Source organism: Streptomyces sp. NPDC012794 (genome assembly GCF_042901085.1).
Taxonomy (GTDB): Bacteria; Actinomycetota; Actinomycetes; order Streptomycetales; family Streptomycetaceae; genus Streptomyces.
Genome location: NZ_JBIBCI010000008.1, coordinates 192,157 through 212,871, shown reverse-complemented (window position 1 = coordinate 212,871; position 20,715 = coordinate 192,157). Strand labels below are relative to the sequence as shown.

General features: G+C 72.0%; 19 protein-coding genes and 1 tRNA gene. 3 read left to right on the top strand and 17 right to left on the bottom strand.

Annotation, left to right across the window (positions count from 1 at the left end; translation table 11 throughout):
• Positions 1 to 73: 73 nt before the first annotated feature.
• The 7 genes from ACFY7H_RS17630 to ACFY7H_RS17600 all read right to left on the bottom strand — a co-directional run bounded on the left by ACFY7H_RS17630 (position 74) and on the right by ACFY7H_RS17600 (position 4,423).
• On the bottom strand, positions 74 to 307 hold the full coding sequence (locus tag ACFY7H_RS17630; RefSeq protein ID WP_007264019.1) for a hypothetical protein: 234 nt from the start codon (positions 305 to 307) through the stop codon (positions 74 to 76).
• Positions 308 to 453: 146 nt separating this feature from the next.
• Positions 454 to 526: transfer RNA gene (locus ACFY7H_RS17625), tRNA-Ala, on the bottom strand.
• Between the two features lie 122 nt (positions 527 to 648).
• Positions 649 to 1,311 (bottom strand): histidine phosphatase family protein, encoded by a 663-nt coding sequence (locus ACFY7H_RS17620; RefSeq protein ID WP_388939134.1) that lies wholly within the window; start codon positions 1,309 to 1,311, stop codon positions 649 to 651.
• Positions 1,308 to 1,754: a ribosome silencing factor gene (gene rsfS, locus ACFY7H_RS17615; RefSeq protein WP_388938965.1), complete on the bottom strand. Its 447-nt coding sequence runs from the start codon at positions 1,752 to 1,754 to the stop codon at positions 1,308 to 1,310. The genes ACFY7H_RS17620 and rsfS overlap by 4 nt, the downstream gene beginning before the upstream one ends.
• A gap of 98 nt (positions 1,755 to 1,852) precedes the next feature.
• Positions 1,853 to 3,550, bottom strand: a complete 1,698-nt coding sequence (locus ACFY7H_RS17610; protein ID WP_388938963.1) for an LCP family protein — start codon at positions 3,548 to 3,550, stop codon at positions 1,853 to 1,855.
• Between the two features lie 24 nt (positions 3,551 to 3,574).
• On the bottom strand, positions 3,575 to 4,192 hold the full coding sequence (gene nadD / locus ACFY7H_RS17605; protein ID WP_388938962.1) for a nicotinate-nucleotide adenylyltransferase: 618 nt from the start codon (positions 4,190 to 4,192) through the stop codon (positions 3,575 to 3,577).
• A gap of 63 nt (positions 4,193 to 4,255) precedes the next feature.
• Positions 4,256 to 4,423, bottom strand: coding sequence for a hypothetical protein (locus tag ACFY7H_RS17600; protein ID WP_388938960.1), 168 nt, complete (start codon positions 4,421 to 4,423; stop codon positions 4,256 to 4,258).
• Between the two features lie 140 nt (positions 4,424 to 4,563).
• Between ACFY7H_RS17600 and ACFY7H_RS17595 the strand changes: the two genes are divergently transcribed.
• Positions 4,564 to 5,649, top strand: a complete 1,086-nt coding sequence (locus ACFY7H_RS17595) for a M48 family metallopeptidase (RefSeq protein ID WP_388938958.1) — start codon at positions 4,564 to 4,566, stop codon at positions 5,647 to 5,649.
• Here ACFY7H_RS17595 and ACFY7H_RS17590 read toward each other — a convergent pair.
• The 7 genes from ACFY7H_RS17590 to ACFY7H_RS17560 all read right to left on the bottom strand — a co-directional run bounded on the left by ACFY7H_RS17590 (position 5,633) and on the right by ACFY7H_RS17560 (position 12,111).
• Positions 5,633 to 6,808: a hypothetical protein gene (locus ACFY7H_RS17590; RefSeq protein ID WP_388938956.1), complete on the bottom strand. Its 1,176-nt coding sequence runs from the start codon at positions 6,806 to 6,808 to the stop codon at positions 5,633 to 5,635. The genes ACFY7H_RS17595 and ACFY7H_RS17590 overlap by 17 nt on opposite strands.
• Positions 6,809 to 6,875: 67 nt before the next feature.
• Complete coding sequence (locus tag ACFY7H_RS17585) at positions 6,876 to 7,415, bottom strand: hypothetical protein (protein ID WP_388938955.1); 540 nt, start codon at positions 7,413 to 7,415, stop codon at positions 6,876 to 6,878.
• 77 nt (positions 7,416 to 7,492) lie between these two features.
• Positions 7,493 to 8,776, bottom strand: a complete 1,284-nt coding sequence (locus ACFY7H_RS17580) for a glutamate-5-semialdehyde dehydrogenase (protein ID WP_388938953.1) — start codon at positions 8,774 to 8,776, stop codon at positions 7,493 to 7,495.
• A 223-nt stretch (positions 8,777 to 8,999) separates the two neighbouring features.
• Positions 9,000 to 9,395: a hypothetical protein gene (locus tag ACFY7H_RS17575; RefSeq protein ID WP_388939133.1), complete on the bottom strand. Its 396-nt coding sequence runs from the start codon at positions 9,393 to 9,395 to the stop codon at positions 9,000 to 9,002.
• A gap of 82 nt (positions 9,396 to 9,477) precedes the next feature.
• Entirely contained in the window at positions 9,478 to 10,605 is a 1,128-nt protein-coding gene (gene proB / locus ACFY7H_RS17570; RefSeq protein WP_388938951.1) for a glutamate 5-kinase, read from the bottom strand.
• Between the two features lie 79 nt (positions 10,606 to 10,684).
• Entirely contained in the window at positions 10,685 to 11,137 is a 453-nt protein-coding gene (locus ACFY7H_RS17565; RefSeq protein WP_388938950.1) for a GtrA family protein, read from the bottom strand.
• A complete protein-coding gene (locus ACFY7H_RS17560; RefSeq protein ID WP_388938948.1) occupies positions 11,137 to 12,111 on the bottom strand; it encodes a glycosyltransferase family 2 protein in 975 nt (324 codons plus the stop codon). The genes ACFY7H_RS17565 and ACFY7H_RS17560 overlap by 1 nt, the downstream gene beginning before the upstream one ends.
• Positions 12,112 to 12,269: 158 nt before the next feature.
• On the opposite strand from ACFY7H_RS17560, the gene ACFY7H_RS17555 reads away from it, so the two are divergent.
• A complete protein-coding gene (locus tag ACFY7H_RS17555; protein ID WP_388938946.1) occupies positions 12,270 to 15,140 on the top strand; it encodes a CDP-glycerol glycerophosphotransferase family protein in 2,871 nt (956 codons plus the stop codon).
• Entirely contained in the window at positions 15,137 to 16,318 is a 1,182-nt protein-coding gene (locus ACFY7H_RS17550; RefSeq protein ID WP_388938944.1) for a glycosyltransferase, read from the top strand. The genes ACFY7H_RS17555 and ACFY7H_RS17550 overlap by 4 nt, the downstream gene beginning before the upstream one ends.
• An 84-nt stretch (positions 16,319 to 16,402) precedes the next feature.
• Here the strand turns inward: ACFY7H_RS17550 and galE are convergent, their stop codons facing one another.
• The 3 genes from galE to obgE form a co-directional block, all read right to left on the bottom strand.
• Positions 16,403 to 17,419: a UDP-glucose 4-epimerase GalE gene (gene galE, locus ACFY7H_RS17545; protein WP_388938942.1), complete on the bottom strand. Its 1,017-nt coding sequence runs from the start codon at positions 17,417 to 17,419 to the stop codon at positions 16,403 to 16,405.
• Between the two features lie 16 nt (positions 17,420 to 17,435).
• Positions 17,436 to 19,070 carry a glycosyltransferase gene (locus ACFY7H_RS17540; RefSeq protein ID WP_388938941.1) on the bottom strand — a complete coding sequence of 545 codons (1,635 nt, stop codon included), beginning with the start codon at positions 19,068 to 19,070 and terminating at the stop codon, positions 17,436 to 17,438.
• 66 nt (positions 19,071 to 19,136) lie between these two features.
• A complete protein-coding gene (gene obgE / locus ACFY7H_RS17535; RefSeq protein ID WP_388938940.1) occupies positions 19,137 to 20,582 on the bottom strand; it encodes a GTPase ObgE in 1,446 nt (481 codons plus the stop codon).
• Between the last annotated feature and the right edge of the window lie 133 nt (positions 20,583 to 20,715).

Sequence of the window (20,715 nt, the reverse complement as noted above, 5' to 3'; positions counted from 1 at the left end):
TTCGCCGCGATCCGATCCGGTCCCCGAGCCGACCCGGAAGCCGATCCGCCCCAAGCCGATGCGACCCGAGCCGTCACGCCCGGGCGAACTGGTAGAACCGCTTCAGCGTGCAGTGCTCGTCGAGCAGGCGGCCGTAGATCGGCTCGCCCTCCAGCTCCCGGTACGTCTCGATCGGGTCGCCTTTTATGATCAGCGCCCGCGCGCATTCCTCGCACCAGTACTGGTAGTCGGGGTTGACCGGCTCCATGTCCCGCACGATCGGCGTGCCGTTGTTGCACCAGTCGCACCGCCGCCGGTGTGCACCCATCCGTCAGCGACTCCCTCCCGCGTCGGGCCGTCGTGTCCCCCTCCGGCCGTCCGATTCTGCCACGTCGGCAGCGAACGGGGCAGCAAGCGCACAAAGGGCGACAAACGCAAGGATCCCGCCCCCTGTTGGGGACGGGATCCTGATTGTGGAGCTAAGGAGAATTGAACTCCTGACCTCCTGCATGCCATGCAGGCGCTCTACCAACTGAGCTATAGCCCCGCTCTCCGCGGCGTTCCCCCCGTTTCCGGTGTTCTTCGCTGCGAACAAGAAGAACTCTAGCCTGTGACCAGCCGGAAAGTGAAATCCGGGTCCGAGCCGCCCCGCGGGACACCGCGGAGGCCTCAGTCGTCGTCGCCGAGCACCGGTTCCGGCAGCGTGCCGGCGTTGTGCTCCAGCAGGCGCCAGCCGCGCGCGCCCTCACCGAGGACGGACCAGCAGCAGTTGGAGAGCCCGCCGAGGCCCTCCCAGTAGTACGCCTCCAGGCCCAGCAGGCGCCCGATGGTCGTACGGATGGTGCCGCCGTGGCTGACGACGACGAGCGTGCCGCCCTCGGGCAGCCGGTCCGCGTGGCTGAGCACCACCGGAGCGGCGCGGTCGGCGACCTCGGTCTCCAGCTCGCCGCCACCGCGGCGGACGGGCTCGCCGCGCTTCCAGGCCGCGTACTGCTCGCCGTACTTCTCGAGGATCTCCTCGTGGGTGAGCCCCTGCCAGTCACCGGCGTACGTCTCGCGCAGCGACTCGTCGTGTGCCACCGGCAGGCCCGTGACGGCGGCCAGCTCGGCGGCCGTGTCCGCCGCCCGCCGCAGGTCGGAGGCGACGATGGCGTCCGGCTTCAGCGAGGCGAGCAGCCGGGCGGCGCGGCGCGCCTGCGCCACACCCGTCTCGGTCAGCTCGATGTCCGTCGAACCCTGGAACCGGCGCTCCAGGTTCCAGGCGGTCTGGCCGTGCCGCCAGAGGACGATCTTCCTGCCGGGCCGGCCGGCAGCGGTGGTGGGCGCGCTCAGAACAGATCACCGTCCAGTTCGTCGTCCCCCTGCGCCTCGCGCAGCTTGGCGTGCTCCTCGGCCTTGCCGAGGGTGAGCTTGGCGTCCTCGGGGAGCTCGATCTCGGGGCAGTCCTTCCACAGGCGCTCCAGCGCGTAGAAGACGCGCTCCTCGCTGTGCTGGACGTGGACGACGATGTCGACGTAGTCGAGGAGGATCCAACGGGCGTCGCGGTCGCCCTCGCGGCGCACCGGCTTGGCGCCGAGCTCCTTCAGGAGGCGCTCCTCGATCTCGTCGACGATCGACTTGACCTGGCGGTCGTTGGGCGCCGAGGCGAGCAGGAAGGCATCGGTGATCGACAGCACGTCGCTGACGTCGTACGCGATGATGTCGTGCGCGAGCCGGTCGGCCGCCGCCTGGGCGGCGGTGGTGATGAGCTCGATGGAGCGGTCCGTGGCGGTCACTGGCCATGCTTTCGGGTTGGCGGGCAGATTCCTACAAGGGTCTCACGTACCGCCGCCACCGCCCGCGCGCAACGGTTCGCGCGGGCGGAATCACCAGGTCAGGACGGGTTGTAGTCCTTCCCCAGCAGCACCACCACGTCCGCGTTCACCGCGTTCTCGGCCTTCTTCACGGCCGTCTCCGGCAGCCCCAGCGTCTTGGCGACGTCGATCGCGCGGTCCCGCTGCGCGTCGTCCTGGTACGTGATCCGCGTGGTGGCCGCCGTCCCGTCGGCCTTGCCGCCGTCCACGAAGCCGTAGCCCCCGTTGAGCAGCGCGGCCTTCGCCGCGACCTGCGCCTTCTCGCTGCCGGTGGCGTCCTTGAGGCCCACGCGCGGGACGGCGCCGGGCTGGGCCGCGGTGAAGGAGCCGCCGAGGATCTCCTTGACCACCTTCCGGTTGGCCTCGTCGGTCAGGCTTCCGTCCGGCTTCACGGCCAGCACCTCGGTGCGGTACGCCGCCGCCTTGGCGTGCTCACCGATCCGCGACAGCAGGCCGCCGAGGTTCTGGGCGTCCAGTCCCGGGTCGAGGATCTGGCCCATGCTCTCCACGGTCGTGGCCGCCGCCTTCGGGTCGCCCGGGACCTTGCGCAGGACGGCGTAGAGCACCCTGCCGGTGCGCTCCAGCTGCCTGGCCTCCGGTTCGCCCTGGCCCCGGTGCGTGGCGTACGCGACGGCCATCGCCCCGGTCAGGCTCTGCCGGGGGCCCTGCGCCACGGCCGGGGTCCGGGCCTGCTCGTCGGCCGGGACGGCCGCGTCGGTGTCCACCTCGATGCCCCCGATCAGCTCGACGAGCCGTTCCAGGAAGGGGGTGTCCAGGCGCCAGGTGCCGCCGATGCGGGTGCCGAGCACGGTGTCGAGGGACTCCCGGGTGCCGAGGCCGCCCTCCTCGACGGACTTGCCGAGGGAGGTCCCGGTGCCGTCCTGCTTGGGCACGCCCAGGGTGTTGGGGATCAGGACGGTGGCGCCGCGCGCGGTGGTGACGTTGTCCACGAGCAGGGCGGTGGAGCTGCCGCCCCGCTTGGTGTTGTGGAGGTGCACGACGATCATGTCGCGCTTCTGCGCCCCGGTGGCGGCCGCCGCGCCCTGCTGCTGCCCGGGGCCGTCGAGGAAGGGCAGCTTGCCCGCGTACCAGAGGTAGCCGAGCCCGCCCACGGTGAAGAGGGCCAGGACGACGACCAGGGCGACGCCCCGGTTGCGGCCGCGGCGGCGGGCCTCCTCGCGGCGCTCGGTCCGGCTCTCGGTGAAGGCGAGCCAGTCGATGACGTCCTCGGAGTCCTCGTCGGGCCGGTCGAGGAAGGCGAACTGCTCCGTGCGGTAGTCACGGCCGGCGCCGGGGCCGTCCGGGCTCTCGGAGGGGGGTCCGGCGGGCGCGGCCCGGCGCGGTTCGGGGACCTGGGCGGGTGGTGCCGGTGCGGGTGCCGGGGCCGGCGGCTGCTGTGGGGCCGTCTGCTGCGGGATCCACTGCTGGGCCTGCTGGGTGTCGTACCCGGAGGCGGGGGCCTGCGGGTACTCCTGCTGCTGCGGGTGGGCGTCGTACTGCTGCGGCGGCGGGTAGGGCTGCTCGTACTGCGGGTACTGCGGGTATTGCGGGTACTGCTCGTACTGCGGGTACTGCTCGTGGGGCAGGCCGTACGGGGGCGGGGCGGGCGGTTCGGGCCGTGCGGCCGCCTGGCCGTACACGGGCCTGCCGTACGGGTCGTAGCCGATGAGCTGCTGCTGGGCGGCGTACGGGTCGTACGGATCCTGTGGGTCGTTCACCGCGGTGCCCCTCTCTCCGGAAGCTCAGGCTCCCCGGTACAGCTCGCGCTTGTCGATGTAGCGCACCACACCGTCCGGAACCAGATACCAGACCGGGTCGCCGTGGGCGACCCGCGTACGGCAGTCCGTGGAGGAGATCGCGAGCGCGGGCACCTCGACCAGGGAGACCCCGCCCTCGGGCAGTCCGTCGTCGGTGAGGACGTGGCCGGGCCGGGTCACTCCGATGAAATGGGCGAGGGAGAACAGCTCGTCCGCGTTGCGCCAGGTCAGGATCTGGGCGAGGGCATCGGCACCGGTGATGAAGAACAGGTCGGCGTCGGCGTTGAGCGCGCTCAGATCCCGCAGGGTGTCGATGGTGTACGTCGGGCCGCCGCGGTCGATGTCGATGCGGCTCACGGAGAACTGCGGGTTGGAGGCGGTCGCGATGACCGTCATCAGGTAGCGGTCCTCGGCGGGCGACACGGCCCGCTGCGACTTCTGCCACGGCTCGCCCGTGGGTACGAAGACCACCTCGTCGAGGTGGAAAAGGGCGGCCACCTCACTGGCGGCCACCAGGTGTCCGTGGTGGATCGGGTCGAACGTCCCGCCCATCACTCCGAGCCGGCGCTTGACCGGGCCCGTAGGCATTTCCTGCTCTCCCATGAGCGCAGAGCCTACTGGCCCGGTGGCACGCGCGCGGAGGCCCGGTACAGAAGGGAACCCGGCTCAGCGGTCGCGGTTCAGGCGGGTGGTCACCCAGAGCATGAGCATCAGGATGACGAACGCGGCGCCACCGGTCAGGTACGGGTTCAGGCTGTCGTGGCCGCCGCCGTGCTTCCCCCCTTCCTCCGCGGCGAGGACGACCAGGTTGTGGGCGGTGGTGGAGAGGCTCATCAGGCAGGTACCTATCGAGTCGGGGAGCGGGCGGAGACTTCCCTCACATCGTATGCGGGGGCCCTGGGCACGCTCACGCCGACTCAGGCGTTGGACGAGGATAGAGGCACGTCACCACAGCCGACCCAGGGGGAGGGCCCATGACGGACACCGGATCCGTGAAGACACCGGCACGCGAGCGCAGGAGGTACCCGGGGATTTCCTCGCGGGCGTACGAGCACCCGGCGGACCGCTCGGCGCTGGTCGCGCTGCGCCGGCTCGCCGGTTTCGACACCGTGTTCAAGGCGCTCAGCGGGCTGCTCCCGGAGCGCAGCCTGCGGCTGCTGTTCCTGTCGGACTCGGTGCGGGTGGGCGAGACCCAGTTCCCGCACCTGCACGAGATGCTGCGCGACGCCTGCTCCGTCCTGGACCTGGAGAAGGTCCCCCAGATGTACGTGCAGCAGGACCCGAAGCCCAACGCGATGTGCATCGGGCTGGACGAGCCGATCATCGTGGTCACGACCGCGCTGGTGGAGCTGCTGGACGAGGAGGAGATGCGGGCGGTGGTGGGCCACGAGGTGGGCCACGCGCTGTCCGGGCACTCCGTGTACCGCACGGTGCTGCTGTTCTTGACGAACCTGGCGCTGAAGGTGGCGTGGATCCCGCTGGGCAATGTGGCGGTCATGGCGATCGTCACCGCGCTGCGGGAGTGGTTCCGCAAGTCGGAGCTGTCGGCGGACCGGGCCGGGCTGCTGGTCGGGCAGGACGTCAACGCCTCGATGCGCGGCCTGATGAAGATCGCGGGCGGCAACCACCTCCACGAGATGAACGTCGACGCCTTCCTGGCCCAGGCCGAGGAGTACGAGGAGAGCGGCGACCTGCGCGACTCCGTCCTGAAGATCCTCAATGTGCTGCCGCGCACCCACCCCTTCACCACGGTGCGGGCGGCCGAGCTGAAGAAGTGGTCCCAGAGCCGGGACTACCAGCGGATCGTGGCCGGGCACTACCCCCGGCGGGAAGAGGACAAGGACACCTCGGTGACCGACTCCTTCCGCCAGTCCGCCTCGCACTACGCGGAGTCGGTGCGCACCAGCAAGGACCCGCTGATGAAGCTGGTCGGCGACATCGCCGGCGGCGCGGGCGACCTCGGTGGGAAGCTGCGCGACCGGTTCACCGGCACGGGCGGCGCCGCCACCAGGGACTCCGGCGGCTCCGACGGGCCGAAGGGCTCTACGGAACGGGACTGACCGAGGCCGGCGGGGGCGGCTGCGGCAGGGCCCGCGGGCTGCCCTGCGCGTCGGGCTCGGCCAGTACGCCGCACAGCCCGGCCGTGCGCCTGGGGCGACCGGTGGCGTACGGGTCGCTCGCGGGCGGGCCCACGGTGGTCGGCCCGGCGCCGGCCGGCAGCGGGCGGAATCCCCCGGCGGGCTCGCTCGCGCAGTCCTGCGGCCCGGCCATCACGTACGCCGAGGTCACCTCCGCCCGGCGGGCCATGAGGTCCTCCCGGTCGAAGCGCAGGCGCAGCTCGCGGCGGACGGTGAACAGCGAGGCCCCGTCGGCGGCGGGCGGCCCGGCCGCCGGCCGTACGGCGTACACGAAAGTGTGATCCGTGCTCACCTCCAGCAGCTTCGGGTTCAGTTCCTGGAAGGTGAGGGTGCCGTTCACCCGGACGCGGCTGTCGGCGACGACGGCGGTACCCGGGTCGAAGCGGACCAGCCAGCCGGTGGCGGCGTGCCGGCCGTCCGCGGAGGGCGAGGCCATGCTCTCGTCGAACTGGGCGAGCTGCCCGGGGTCCAGCAGCACCCGCACGGGCCGGGAGGCGGCGCCGGAGAGCACGTCCGGGTCCAGCGAGGACTGGACCAGGTAGTCCTTGGCGATGGACAGGGCGGCGACGACCTGGCCCTCGGTGAAGTGGTGCGTGCGGCGGACGGCCGGCAGGGTGATCCCGGCCGCGCCCACCCGGTACGCGGCGGCCGGGCTGTTCGCGTAGAGGTCGGCCGGGCGGCCGCCGGGCACCGTGGCGGCCGGCGCCAGGGGGACGACGGTGCTGTTCAGCGGTTCGGTCTCGCCGCCGGGCGCAGGGGCGTACGGGTTGCGCAGGCCCATGTAGACGGCGATCGCGAAGGCCGTGGCGATGAGCAGGACGAGCAGCATGCCCTGACGGGCACCGCGCGCCGGGGTGCCGGTGCGCGGCCGGGCGGTGCCGCCGCCGGACCAGATGGAACGGCTGCGGACGGCCCGCGCGTGCTCGCCCATGCGTTCCTGGGCGGAGAACTCCTGGAGCCGGGCAGCACGGACGAAGTCCTCGTCGAACACCACCGAGCGGTACTCGTCCGGGCGCAGTTCGTCATCACCCCCGCCGGTGCCTTCGGGGGTGCCGTTGGGCGGATCTCCTGGAACGGCCATCGCTTCTCCCGCTGTCCCCGCTTCAGAGAAGCCCCCAGCTCCGGCGTGAACGAGTGGGGTCGTACCTTCAGGGTTGGCGGCCGACGGGGTACGTAAACGCGCCGACGCCGGTGACTTCCCTCAGCGGGGTGCTCGCGGGGGCGGGTGCGGGGTCCTGGTCGCCGGAGGCGCTGCGGTAGACGGCGCTGAAGGCCAGCGCGACCATGCCGAGCCCCATCACGACGGCGAGCACCCAGGCGACCGGGCGCAGCCAGGGTGAGCGGCCGCGGTAAGGGCGCATGGCTCCGCCGTACGCCCCGTACGGGCCTTCGGCGTATCCGTGGCCGTACGGGCCGGACTCCCATCCGGGGTCGTCGAGGCCGTACCCGTCGGGGTGGCCGTAGTCGTCGTCGCCCGCCCAGCCCCCGGCGACGCGGGCGGCCTCGGCCTCGGCGCGCGCCCGGTCGGCCGCGCGCTGGCGCTCGGCCGCGCTCGGTTCATGGATCTCGGCGTTCCGGACGAAGTCCTCGTCGAACACCACGGAGGCGAATTCGTGATCCGCGCCTCCGCGGTCGTCGTCGGGCTCCCCGTCGTCCGGGAACGGTTTGCCCCCCACGTCGTCCGGCACGGAACCAGCGTAGACCTGGGGGGCCGCTTTGGGCAGGGTGTGAGCCTGATTCCGGCCACACCGTGTCCCCGGGGCGACTACCGTACGTGACCGTCGCCGGTGACGATGTACTTGGTGGAGGTGAGCTCGGGAAGCCCCATCGGGCCCCGGGCGTGCAGCTTCTGGGTGGAGATCCCGATCTCCGCGCCGAAGCCGAACTGGCCACCGTCCGTGAACCGGGTGGAGGCGTTCACGGCAACGGTGGTCGAGTCGACCAGCTGGGTGAAGCGGCGGGCGGCGGCCTGCGAAGTGGTGACGATCGCCTCGGTGTGACCGGAGGTCCAGCGGCGGATGTGGGTGACGGCGTCGTCGAGGGAGTCCACGACGGCGGCGGCGATGTCGTACGACAGGTACTCGGCGGCCCAGTCCTCGTCGGTGGCGGGCAGCGTGGTGGCCTTGGTGCCCTCGGCGGCGGCCAGTACCCGGTCGTCGCCGTGGACGGTCACGCCGGCGTCGGCGAGCGCGTCGAGGGCGCGCGGCAGGAACGCGTCGGCGATGTCGCGGTGCACGAGGAGGGTCTCGGCCGCGTTGCAGACGGAGGGCCGCTGGGCCTTGGAGTTGACGAGGATGTCCACGGCCATGTCGAGATCGGCCTGGGCGTCGACGTAGACGTGGCAGTTGCCCGTACCGGTCTCGATGACGGGAACGATGGACTCTTCGACGACGGTCTTGATGAGGGAGGCACCGCCGCGCGGGATGAGGACGTCGACGAGGCCGCGGGCGCGCATCAGCTCGCGGACGGAGTCGCGGGACTCGCCGGGGACGAGCTGGATCGCGTCGGCGGGCAGGCCGGCGCCCTCGATGGCGTCGCGCAGGATCGCGACGAGGGCGGTGTTCGAGGCGTAGGCGGAGGAGCTGCCGCGCAGCAGGACGGCGTTGCCGGACTTCAAGCAGAGGGCGGCGGCGTCGACGGTGACGTTGGGGCGGGCCTCGTAGATGATGCCGACGACGCCGAGCGGGACGCGGATCTGCCGGAGGTCGATGCCGTTGGGGAGGGTGGAGCCGCGGACGACCTCGCCGACGGGGTCCGGGAGGGCCGCGACGTCGCGGACGTCCGAGGCGATGGCGCGGACGCGCTCGGGGGTGAGGGTGAGGCGGTCGATGACGGTCTCGCTGGTGCCGGCGGCGCGCGCCTTGTCGGTGTCGACGGCGTTGGCGGCGACGATCTCGGCCGTACGGGCCTCCAGCGCGTCCGCGATGGCCAGCAGGGCGGTGTCCTTGGCGGACCGCGGGAGTGGCGCGATGGCGGCGGCGGCGGTGCGGGCCGCCTGCGCGGTGGCGGTGACGGGGGAGGCGGCGGTGGCGTCGTCGAGCGAGGTCATGCGGCCCAGGGTAATCCCCGCGGCCCCGGGCTCCGCCGCCCTTCCCATCCCCCGAGACGGCCGGGCCGGCCGGTCCGGCCGCGCGTGCGGGCCGCCGGTCGCCGGGAGGGCCCGGGGGGACCGGCCCGCGCTCCGGGAAGGCTCCCCCTCACGGCCGCACCAGGCCCGTTCCCCGGATCCCCGTTCGCCGAGCTGCCGGACGCCCCGTGCCTCACACGGCGGCCTAGTAGGGGTGCACCCCTACGGGGTGGGCCGGGGGCGGGCCGTAGCCTTCGGCCACCCGCTGGCGGTACGTGGGGCGGTCGATGACCTCCAGCCCGACGATCTCCCACGGCGGCAGCTGCGCCGAGGAGCGGTGCTCGCCCCAGAGCCGCAGCGCGACGGCCGCCGCGTCGTGGAGGTCGCGGGCCTCCTCCCAGTACCGGATCTCCGCGTGGTCGTCGGCGTACCGGCTGGTCAGCAGGAAGGGGTGGTCGTGCGCGAGCTGCTCCAGCCCGCGCCGCACCTCGGAGAGCGGCGCCGGTTTACCGGAGACGCTCAGGGTGATGTGCCACAGCCGGGAGGTCTCGGCCTGCTCGTCCCCGCCGCCGCCCACGCTGGTCAGCGCTCGTCTCACCAGCCCGCCTCCTGTCTGCGCCACGCGTGTCCACCCCACACAGTTGACCAGTCCCCGGCCCGCCGCGCGGCGGTTTTGCCGAACCTCAGCCCTGGAGCAGCACCAGATCGTCGCGGTGGACGACCTCCCGCTCGTACGCGGGTCCGAGCTCCCGCGCAAGCTCGCGGGTGGAGCGGCCTAGGAGCTGCGGGAGTTCCTTGGCGTCGAAGTTGACCAGGCCCCGGGCCACGGCCCGGCCGTCGGCGGCGCGCAGCTCCACCGGGTCGCCGGCGCTGAAGTCGCCTTCGACGGCGGCGATGCCGGCGGCCAGCAGTGAGCTGCCGCGTTCGGTGACCGCGCGTACGGCGCCGTCGTCCAGGACGAGGTGGCCCTGCGGGGTCGACGCGTGCTGGAGCCAGAGCAGCCGGTCGGCGGAACGGCGGCCGGTGGCGTGGAAGTGCGTACCGGTCTCGCGGCCGGCCAGGGCGTCGGCGGCGTGGCTGGCGGAGGTCAGGACCACCGGGATCCCGGCGGCGGCGGCGATCCGCGCGGCCTCGACCTTGGTGACCATGCCGCCGGTGCCGACGCCGGCCTTGCCCGCACTGCCGATGGAGACGTGGGCGATGTCCTCGGGACCGCGTACCTCCGCGATGCGGGTGGTGCCGGGCAGGGACGGGTCTCCGTCGTACAGCCCGTCGACGTCGGAGAGGAGGACGAGGAGGTCGGCGCGGACGAGGTGGGCCACCAGGGCCGCCAGCCGGTCGTTGTCGCCGAAGCGGATCTCGTCGGTGGCGACGGTGTCGTTCTCGTTGACCACCGGCAGGGCACCCATGTCCAGGAGCTGGTCCAGGGTCCGGTAGGCGTTGCGGTAGTGGGCGCGCCGGCTGGTGTCGTCGGCGGTCAGGAGGACCTGGCCGACGCGAACGCCGTAGCGGGCGAAGGAGGCCGTGTAGCGGGCGACGAGGAGGCCCTGGCCGACGCTGGCGGCGGCCTGCTGCCGGGCGAGGTCCTTGGGGCGGCGGGCCAGGCCGAGCGGGGAGAGGCCGGCGGCGATGGCTCCGGAGGAGACCAGGACGATCTCCCTCTCGCCGCCGCTGCGGGCCTTGGCGAGTACGTCGACCAGCGCGTCCACCCGGTCGGCGTCGAGGCCGCCCGCGGCGGTGGTCAGGGAGGAGGAGCCGACCTTGACCACGATCCTGCGGGCGTCCACGACACCTTGCCTAGCCGTTGACACGTCTTTCCCCTCATCGAACCGACCGATCCCTGCGACCGGGCCAATCTACGGGGTGGGGCGGCGGGCCCGCCCGCCGGTTTCAGACCGTGGACGAGGAGGGCTCCGACACCCGCTCCGGTCCGGGGCCGCCGGCCGGGCCCGCCCCGGTGCCGGGGATCAGGATCCGGCGCGAGAGCAGGAAGGTGAAGGGGATGGCGACGACGGCCGCGACGAGCGGCGCGATGCGGGTGTCCATTCCGGCCCAGCTGACCAGGGCGTAGAGGCCGGCGGACTGGATCACGTAGTTCGTGACGTTCGTCAGCGGGAAGAGGAGGAATTTCTTCCAGGTGGGCCGGGTGCGGTAGGTGAAGTAGGTGTTCATGAAGAACGACCCGATCATCGACAGCACGAAGGCGAGGGTGTACGCGGCGAAGTAGGGCATCCACGGGTGCAGCAGCAGGTAGATGCCGAAGAAGGTGCCGGTGTTGACCCCGCCCACCAGGGCGAACCGGAAGATCTGGCCGAGCTGGTCGCGTCGGCTGGGCCGGCTCATCAGCGGCTGCGCTCCGTGATCACGGCCTCGGAGATCCCGGGCATCCGCTCGGCGCCGTGGGCCTCCTTGACCAGGAAGTGCGGGCGGCGCTTGCTCTCGTAGTAGATGCGGCCGATGTACTCGCCGATCAGGCCCAGCATGATCATCTGCATGCCGCCGATGCCGGCGATCATCGCGACGATGGTGACGTAGCCGGGCGAATCGATGCCGTTGGTGATCGCCATGACGGTGATCCACAGCGCGTACAGGCCGGTCAGCGCGACCAGCGACACGCCGAGCCAGATACCGAGGCGCAGCGGCTTGTTGTTGAAGGAGATCAGCCCGTCCATGCCGTAGTTCAGCAGGGACCCGAACTTCCACTTGGTCTCGCCCGCCTCGCGCTGGGCGTTCTGGTAGTCGAAGTGGACGGTGTCGAAGCCGATCCAGGAGAACAGGCCCTTGGAGAAGCGGTTGTACTCGGGGAGGGCGAGCAGGGCGTCGACGGCCGGCCGCGACAGCATGCGGAAGTCTCCGACGCCGTCCGTGAGCTCCACGTCGACCCAGCGGTTGACCCCGCGGTAGTAGAGGCGGCTGAGGGCGGAGCGGAGCTTCTTGTCGCCCTCGCGGGTGCGCCGGGCGATGATCTGGTCGTGGCCCTGCCGGTAGTGCTCCAGCATGGTGGCGATCAGCTCCGGCGGGTGCTGGAGGTCCGCGTCCATGATCACCACGGCGTCGCCGGTGGCCTCGCGGAGCCCGGCGAGCATGCCGGCCTCCTTGCCGAAGTTCCGGCTGAAGGAGACGTAGCGCGTCTGCTCCCCGTACTCGGCGGCGATCTTGCGGAGCTTGCCGAGGGTCCCGTCCCGGCTGCCGTCGTCGACGTAACAGACCTCGTACTCGACGGGCAGGGTGTCCAGCACCCGGCGGATCTCCGCGTCGAACCGGTCGATGACGGCTTCTTCGTTGTAACAGGGGACAACTACCGACAGCTTGGTCATGAGCACTTCCTGCAGCGTCCTAACGGGTGATTGTCGGCGACCGGGCCCGCCACTCACCTCTTCCTTAGAAGTATGCACGCCGGCGGCCGGCCTGCCCGAGTCGCGTGTGGCACACGGTAGCTTTGACGGAATAAGCGGAATGGAACGAAAGGATCGAGGTGCACGTGCCTGACGTCTCCGTGGTCGTCATCGTCTACAACGACGCAGAGCGTCTGCCGACAGCAGTCCAGTCGGTTTTGGACCAGACCCTGCACGGGGTCGAGGTCGTGATCGTGGACGACTGCAGCGAGGACCGCTCCTACGCGGTCGCCCGGGAGCTGGAAGCGGCGAACCCGGGCAGGGTGCGCGCCTTCCAGCTGCCCGAGAACAGCGGCGGCTGCGGCGCCCCCCGCAACCACGGCATCCAGCAGGCCACCGGCACCTACGTCATGTTCCTGGACAGCGACGACGTCCTGGAGCGCAACGCCTGCCGGAACATGCTGGTGGCCGCCGAGCGGACCGGCTCCGACCTGGTCTCGGGCATGTGCGTGCGCGTGCACCTCGACAACCGGTGGGGCAAGACCACCGAGTGGTACCCGTGGCTCTACTCCCGTACCCGGACCCTGGAGTCGATCACCGAGTATCCGGACCTGCTGGTCTACGACACCCTCTCCACGAACAAGTGCTACCGGCGCGCCTTCCTGCTGGAGCAGGGCCTGGAGTTCCCGGTCGGCATCCACTACGAGGACCTGCTGTTCTCGGCCCAGGCGTACGTCGCCGCCCGCCGCATCACGCTGATCCCGAACCACGTGTACTTCTGGAACGTGGTCGAGAAGGCCCAGTCGAAGTCGATCAGCAACCGGCGCCACGAGATCGCGAACTTCGTCCACCGGATGGAGATCCACCGCCGCGTCGACGAGCTGCTGGCCGCCAAGGGCCACACCGCCATCAAGACCGCGAAGGACGCCAAGTTCCTCAAGCACGACCTGGTGCTGCACCTGCGCGACCTGCCGCTGCTGGGCGACGACTACCGCCGGGAGTTCGCCCGGCTGGCCAACGGCTACCTGGCCGGCATCGACCCGGCCGCGTACGACAACGTCACCCACCTCCAGGCCATCTGCGCCTACCTCCTCGGCAAGGAGGACTGGGACAACCTCCTCATGGCCGCCGACTCCATGACCAACAAGGGCCGGCTGTCCTCCCCCCTCGCCGAGCGCGACGGGCGCGTCTACTGGTGCGGCGACCACCTCGACGACGCCGAGGGCCGCCGGATACTGGACGTCACCGGCCAGGGCTTCCACACCGCACCGCTGTCCTCCCTGGTCCTGGGCAACCGCCTGACCTCGTACGAGGACGACGGGCGCGGCACGGTCACGCTGTCCGGCGCCGTCGTGAACCCGCTGGGCCGCATCCAGGAGGACACCGAGCTCAAGGCCTCCCTGGAATTCCGGGCCCGCCGGCAGATCGGGGTGCGCTCCTTCAGCTTCCCGGTGACCACCGTGCGCCACGCCGGTCACACGATCGAGTGGACCGCCACGGCCGACATCGCCGGCACCGTGCGCCCCCTCGGCATCATCGACGCCGTCTGGGACGTCCGCCTCAAGCTGACGGCCGGCGCCGACCGGCTCACCACCCGGGTCTCGGTCGGCGGCGTCGACCTGGAGTCCGCGGCCCGCCTGCGGGTGCGCCCGCGCCTGACCCGGCTCGTCTCCGACCGCTTCGAGCCCGAGGTGACGAAGAAGGGCAACCTCTCCTACGTCCTCACCGCCGAGGGCGCCGCGGCCGTGCGCACGCAGACACTGCTCAGCAGCGCCATGCACGGCAAGGCGGCCGGCGTGGTCAAGCGCGGCCTGCGCCGGGCCCTGAAGGCCCGCCGCAACCTCGGCTCGGGCGAGCAGAAGGTGAAGGTCTACCACGAGGTCTTCTCGAAGCTGCCGGTCAAGAAGGGCACGGTCGTCTTCGAGAGCCACATGGGCAAGCAGTACAGCGACAGCCCGAAGGCGATCTACGAGGAGCTCGTCCGCCAGGGCGCGCCCTTCGAGGCGATCTGGTCCTACGCGGGCGCCCGGCCCACCGGCTTCCCCGAGGAGGCCACCCTGGTCAAGCGCTGGAGCTGGCCCTACCTGCGCGCGCTGGCCCAGGCCGAGTACTGGGTCGACAACCAGGGCTTCCCGCTGGCGCTGGCCAAGCGCCCGGGGACCACGTACATCCAGACCTGGCACGGCTCCGCGCTCAAGCGGATGGGCTTCCACGAGCCCCACACCAAGGCACAGGGCCGGGCCGGGCAGGACCGCTTCCAAGCGGCCGTCAACCGCTTCGACCACTTCTTGGTCCGCTCCGAGCACGACGTGCGCACCCTCGCCAAGGGCTTCCGGCTGCGCGACGAGGTCCTGCTGCGCACCGGCTACCCGCGCAACGACGCCCTCGTCGAGGCCCACCGCGCCGAGGCGGACAGCGGGGAGCGCGTGCGCGGTCCGCTCGCCGCCGAGCTGGGCATCGACCCGGACAAGCGGGTGCTGCTGTACGCGCCCACCTTCCGGGCGAGCGCGGACGGAACGGTGGAGGGCTTCGCGTTCCCCTTCGACGTCGAGGAGTTCGCGGACCGCCTCGGTGACCGCTTCACGCTGCTGGTGCGCACGCACTACCTCAACAGCGTCTCGCTGCCGCCGTCGGTGGCGGGCCGGGTGATCGACGTGTCCCGGCACCACGACATCACCCCGCTGCTGGCGCTCGCCGACGGGCTGATCACCGACTACTCGTCCGTGATGTTCGACTACGCGGTGCTCGACCGGCCGATGCTGTTCTTCGCGTACGACTACGAGAAGTACGCCACCGACATCCGCGGCACGTACTTCGACCTGAAGGAGAAGGCACCGGGGCCCGTCGTGGCCACGGCCGACGAGCTGATGCAGGCCGTCTCCGCCTTCGACGAGGCCGACGCCAAGTACGCGGAGGCCCGCCAGCGCTTCCTCAGCGAATTCGGCGAGTACGACCGCGGGGACGCCGCCCGCCAGATCGTCGAGAAGTTCTTCCCCAGGAGCGGCAAGTGAGCCAGCAGCCCCACGAGTCCACAGCGCCGGGCGGCCGCGACATCTTCCTCGTCTCCAACAGCGTGGACGAGCTCGGCGGCGTGACCACCTGGTCGCACCAGATGGCCCGGCTCTTCACCGACCGCGGCCACCGGGTGCACGTCATCGGCATCGCACCCGTGGCGGAGGAGATCCGCCAGCAGCTGCCGTCCGGCCTCCCGTACGAGACGACCACCCTGTACGAGGCCCACCCGCCCAGGGCCCGCCGGCTGCGCGGCCTCAAGGGCCGGCTCAACGCCCCGGAGCGGCGCCGGCAGGCGGCCCGCCAGGCGGGCATGCGGGCCAAGGCGGAGGTGCTGAGCGGCCTGTTCCGGGCCGCCCGGCCTGGCGCCGTCGTGATCGTCACCCAGGTCTGGGCGATGGAGTGGGTGGCCCTCGCCGACACCAAGGGGCTGTCGGTCATCGGGATGAGCCACGAGTCCTTCGAGGCCAGCCACAAGTCCACCCGGGGCGCGCGGGTCCGCCGCTTCTACGCGCAGGCCGACCGGCTGCTGGTGCTCACCCCGGAGGACGCGGACCTGTGGATCCGGGCCGGCATGGAGAACGTCGACAGCATGCCGAACCCGCTGCCGTTCATGCCGGACTCCCCCGCCCCGCGCACCGCGAAGGTCGTCGCGAGCGTCGGCCGCCTCGCCTTCGAGAAGGGCATGGACCTGCTCCTCGACGCGTGGGCGGACGCCGCCCCGCGCCACCCGGACTGGACCCTGCGGATCTACGGCGCGGGCATCGAGGAGGCGGCCCTGCGGGCGCACTGCGCCTCGCTCGGCGTGGAGGACTCCGTGAAGTGGATGGGCAGCACCGCCGACGTACTGGGCGCGCTGCGCGAGGCCTCCGTCTTCGCGCAGGCCTCCCGCGCCGAGGGCTTCCCGATCACCCTGCTGGAGGCGATGGCCGCGGGCCTGCCCGTGGCCGCCTTCGACTGCGCGCCGGGCGTGCGCGAGATCGTGCGGCACGGTGAGGACGGGCTGCTGGCCCGCCTCGGCAACACGATGGAGCTGGCCGGGCACCTCGACACCCTGATGTCGGACCGCGACACGCGCGAGGCGCTCGGCGACGCGGCCTTCCGCCACGTGCGGCGCTACTCCGCGGCGGAGATCACCGACCGGTGGGAAGAGCTGTTCGCCCTCCTCGAACGCTGACCCGCCCGTACGTACGTACGCGGCCGCCCGCCCCGGGACCGGGTCCCGGGGCGGGCGGCCGCGTACATGGCGCGAAGCCGGACGTCAGACGGTGTGGACGTCCTTGTGCGGGTCGCGGTGGCCGGCCCTGCGGTTGGCCTCCCAGCCCGCCCACGCCGAGGTGATCATCTCGCGGACGTCGTGCCGCGCCTTCCAGCCCAGCTCGGCGGCGATCCGGTCGGCCGAGGCCACGACCTTCGCCGGGTCACCGGGACGGCGCGGGGTGACGACCGGCGCGTAGGTGTGGCCCGTGCCCTCGTTCAGCAGCTCGACCATCTCCTTGACGGAGACGCCCTCGCCCCGCCCGATGTTGACAGTGAGGTCCTTGTGGTCCCCCGCCGCACCCCACTCGGCGAGCCGGCGGGCGGCCACCACATGGGCGTCGGCCAGGTCCTCGACGTGGATGTAGTCGCGGATGCAGGTGCCGTCCGGGGTCGGGTAGTCGTCACCGAAGATGCGGGCGCCCTCGCCGGCGTCATACCGCTCGAAGACCATCGGGACCAGGTTGAAGACCCCGGTGTCCGCGAGCTCGGGGGTGGCCGCGCCCGCCACGTTGAAGTAGCGCAGGCAGGCGGTGGAGATGCCGTGCGCCTTGCCGGCCGCGCGCACCAGCCACTCGCCGGCGAGCTTCGTCTCGCCGTACGGGCTCAGCGGCTTGCAGGGGGTCTCCTCGGTGACGGAGTCCACGTCGGGCATGCCGTACACGGAGGCGGAGGAGGAGAAGAGGAAGTTGCGGATGCCCGCGGCCGCCACGGCCTCCAGCAGCACCGTGAGGCCCTGCACGTTCTCTCGGTAGTAGTACAGCGGCTTCTCGACGGACTCCCCGACCTGCTTCTTGCCCGCCAGGTGCACCACGCCGGTGATCTTGTGCTCGGCGATGGCCTCGTCCAGGGCGAGGCGGTCCAGCACCGAGGCCGTCACCAGCGGGACGCCCTCCGGTACGCGGTCCTCCCTGCCGGTGGAGAGGTCGTCGAAGACCACGACCTTCTCACCCGCGAGCAGCATCGCGCGGACGACGTGCGCGCCGATGTAGCCGGCACCACCGGTGATCAGAAATGTCATGCGTGTCTCCCGAGCTCTAGCGTGACCGCCGCGTGCGGGCGCGGTCGAGGCGGTTGCGTACGAAGGTCAGCGCGCCCCCGGCACCGGGCGCGAGGCGCACGGCCAGCGCTCCGGCGGCCGTGCGGTAGGGCTGCGCCAGCAGAACACCGTACCGGCTGCTGGGCAGGGCCCTGCGGCGGAGCAGACCGCCCGAGGGGCGCAGGGAGGTGACCAGGGAGCTCCCGTCGGCGCAGTCCACGCCCACCCGGACGTCCCAGGCCTGCATCCCGCGCAGCCCCCGGCGGCGCCCCTCGGCGGCCAGCGCGGCGAGCCGGAAGGGCACCTCGGCGGTCCACCCGTCCCCGTCCGCGGCGGCCCGCAGCTCGACCGGCCGCACCAGCACCGGCTCGCCGCCTGCCCGGGGCGGGAAGCTCAGCCGAACGGTCCGCGGACCGGCCCCGGCGAGCCGCCCGTACAGGTCGCGCACCCGGATCCGGACGGCCCCCGCCCCGGCGGGCGCGGCGTCGACGGTGACGGGCAGCGCTTCCACCGGTACGGCGTCCAGACCGTCCAGCGGCACCGGCAGCCGCTCGCTCCACACGGGCAGCCCGGCCGCGTCACGCGCGTACGGGGGCAGCAGCCGGGCCGGCTCGGCGGCGAACCGGGTCAGCCGCTCCACGTCCTGCGGCGGGGCCTCGGCGGCCGCGAGCACCCGCGCGATCCAGCGGGCACGGGCGGGGGCGGCATCGATGTCGGCCGGGTCGAAGCCCGCCAGGTACTCACGGGTGAGGCTCCACCAGGCGGCCTGGTACTCGGGGTCCGTGCCCAGCTCCCGCAGGTACATCCGCAGGTCGTAGTCCAGGAACTTCACCTGGCAGGCGCGGCCCAGTTCCGGCGAGGCGGCGGCGAGGGTGCGCGAGGCGGTGCGGTGCGCCTCGACGCGGGAGCGCCAGTTCCCGACGTCCGCGCGGTCCAGGGAGATCGACACCCGGGCGGCGCTGCGGCGCACGTGCCACACGTAGACGAGGTCGCCGACGACCGCGATCCGGGGCGCGGCGGCCAGGACGCGGGAGGTGAAGACGAAGTCCTCGTACACGAACCGGCCGTCGGGGAAGCGGATCCCGTGCTTCTCCAGGAAGGCGCGGTCGTACAGCTTGTTGACGCAGAGCGTGTCCCGCACCAGCTCGGGCCGGTCGGCGGGCCGCTCGATGACGTCACCCGGCGTGTACAGGCCGGGCATCCAGGGCACCTCACGGCCCTCCGGCAGCTCCCGCCGCACGCACGAGCCGACCGTGACGGGGGCGCGGTGCTCCTCGGCCGCCCGCAGCAGCGCCCGGACGGCGCCCGGCGGCAGGACGTCGTCGCTGTCCAGGAAGAGCACGTAGGGGGAGGTGGCGGCGGCGATTCCGTCGTTGCGGGGGGTGCCGCAGCCGCCGCTGTTCCGCGTGCGGTGCAGCACCCTCAAACGCGGATGGGCCGCCGCCAGGTCGTCCAGCACGCGCGCGGTCCCGTCCGAGGAGGCGTCGTCGACCGCGATGACCTCGGCGACCACCGGGCCCTGGGCGAGGGCCGAGGAAACGGCCTCGCCCACGAGCCCGGCGTCGTTGTACGCGATCACCACCACCGAGACCGAGGGGGCCGCGGCGGTGTCACTGCTGGAATGGCTGCTCACCCGTTGGATCCTAGGCGAACGGCGTAAAGCCCCGTTCAAGAAGGCGCACGCCGGGGAGGGACGGCGTCAGAAGGGACGGAACTCGTCGTACTCCTGCTGGGCGGCGTCGCCCCGCTTGGCTTCCTTCTCCTTGCGGCGCGTGGTGGCCGGACGCGGGGCCTCCAGACGGTGGTCCTCGCCTCGGCGGCCCAGCATCTCGGCGCCGGCCATCATGGTCGGCTCCCAGTCGAAGACGACCGCGTTCTCCTCGGAGCCGATCGCGACTCCGTCGCCCGCCTTGGCACCGGCCTTGCGCAGCGCGTCCTCCACACCGAGGCGGTTGAGCCGGTCGGCGAGGTAGCCGACGGCCTCGTCGTTGTTGAAGTCGGTCTGGCGCACCCAGCGCTCCGGCTTCTCGCCGCGCACGCGGTACACGTCCTCCACCTCGTCGTAGGTGACGGTGAAGCCCGCGTCGTCCACGGCCTTCGGGCGGATGACGATGCGGGTCGCCTCCTGCTTGGGCTTGCGGGCGCGCGCCTTGGCCACGACCTCGGCGAGGAAGTAGGAGAGCTCCTTCAGACCCGTACGGGCGACGGCCGACACCTCGAAGACCTTGTAGCCGCGGGCCTCCAGGTCCGGGCGGACCATCTCGGCGAGCTCCTTGCCGTCCGGGATGTCGACCTTGTTCAGGACGACGAGGCGCGGACGCTTCTCCAGGCCCCCGCCGTAGAGCTTGAGCTCCTCCTCGATGAGGTCGAGGTCGCCCACCGGGTCGCGGTCGGACTCCAGGGTAGCGGTGTCCAGCACGTGCACGAGGACCGAGCAGCGCTCGACGTGGCGCAGGAACTCCAGGCCGAGGCCCTTGCCCTGGCTGGCGCCGGGGATCAGACCCGGGACGTCGGCGATGGTGTAGACGGTCGAGCCGGCCGTGACCACGCCGAGGTTCGGGACGAGGGTGGTGAAGGGGTAGTCCGCGATCTTCGGCTTGGCGGCGGAGAGCACCGAGATCAGCGAGGACTTGCCGGCGCTCGGGAAGCCGACCAGCGCCACGTCGGCGACGGTCTTCAGCTCCAGGACGATGTCGTCCGTGGTGCCGGGAACGCCGAGGAGCGCGAAGCCGGGGGCCTTGCGGCGGGCGGAGGAGAGCGCGGCGTTGCCGAGGCCGCCGCGGCCGCCCTCGGCGGCTACGTAGGTGGTGCCCTGGCCGACGAGGTCGGCGAGGACGTTGCCCTGCTTGTCCAGGACGACGGTGCCGTCCGGCACGGGCAGGATCAGGTCCTGGCCGTCCTTGCCGGAGCGGTTGCCGCCCTCGCCGGGCTTGCCGTTGGTGGCCTTGCGGTGGGGGCTGTGGTGGTAGTCCAGCAGGGTGGTGATCGCCTGCTCCACCACCAGGATGACGTCGCCGCCACGTCCGCCGTTTCCCCCGTCGGGGCCGCCGAGCGGCTTGAACTTCTCCCGGTGTACGGAGGCGCAGCCGTGGCCCCCGTTACCCGCGGCGACGTGCAGCTCGACGCGGTCCACGAAGGTGGTCATGGGTGTTCCTCCAGATACATACGGGAATGTCCCGGGCAGGCCTTGCTGCCCATTAAACGTGTCTCTGTGACAACGCGCCGAGGGCGGACCCCTCTTCCCGGCATGCGCCGGGAAGAGACGAGATCCGCCCTCG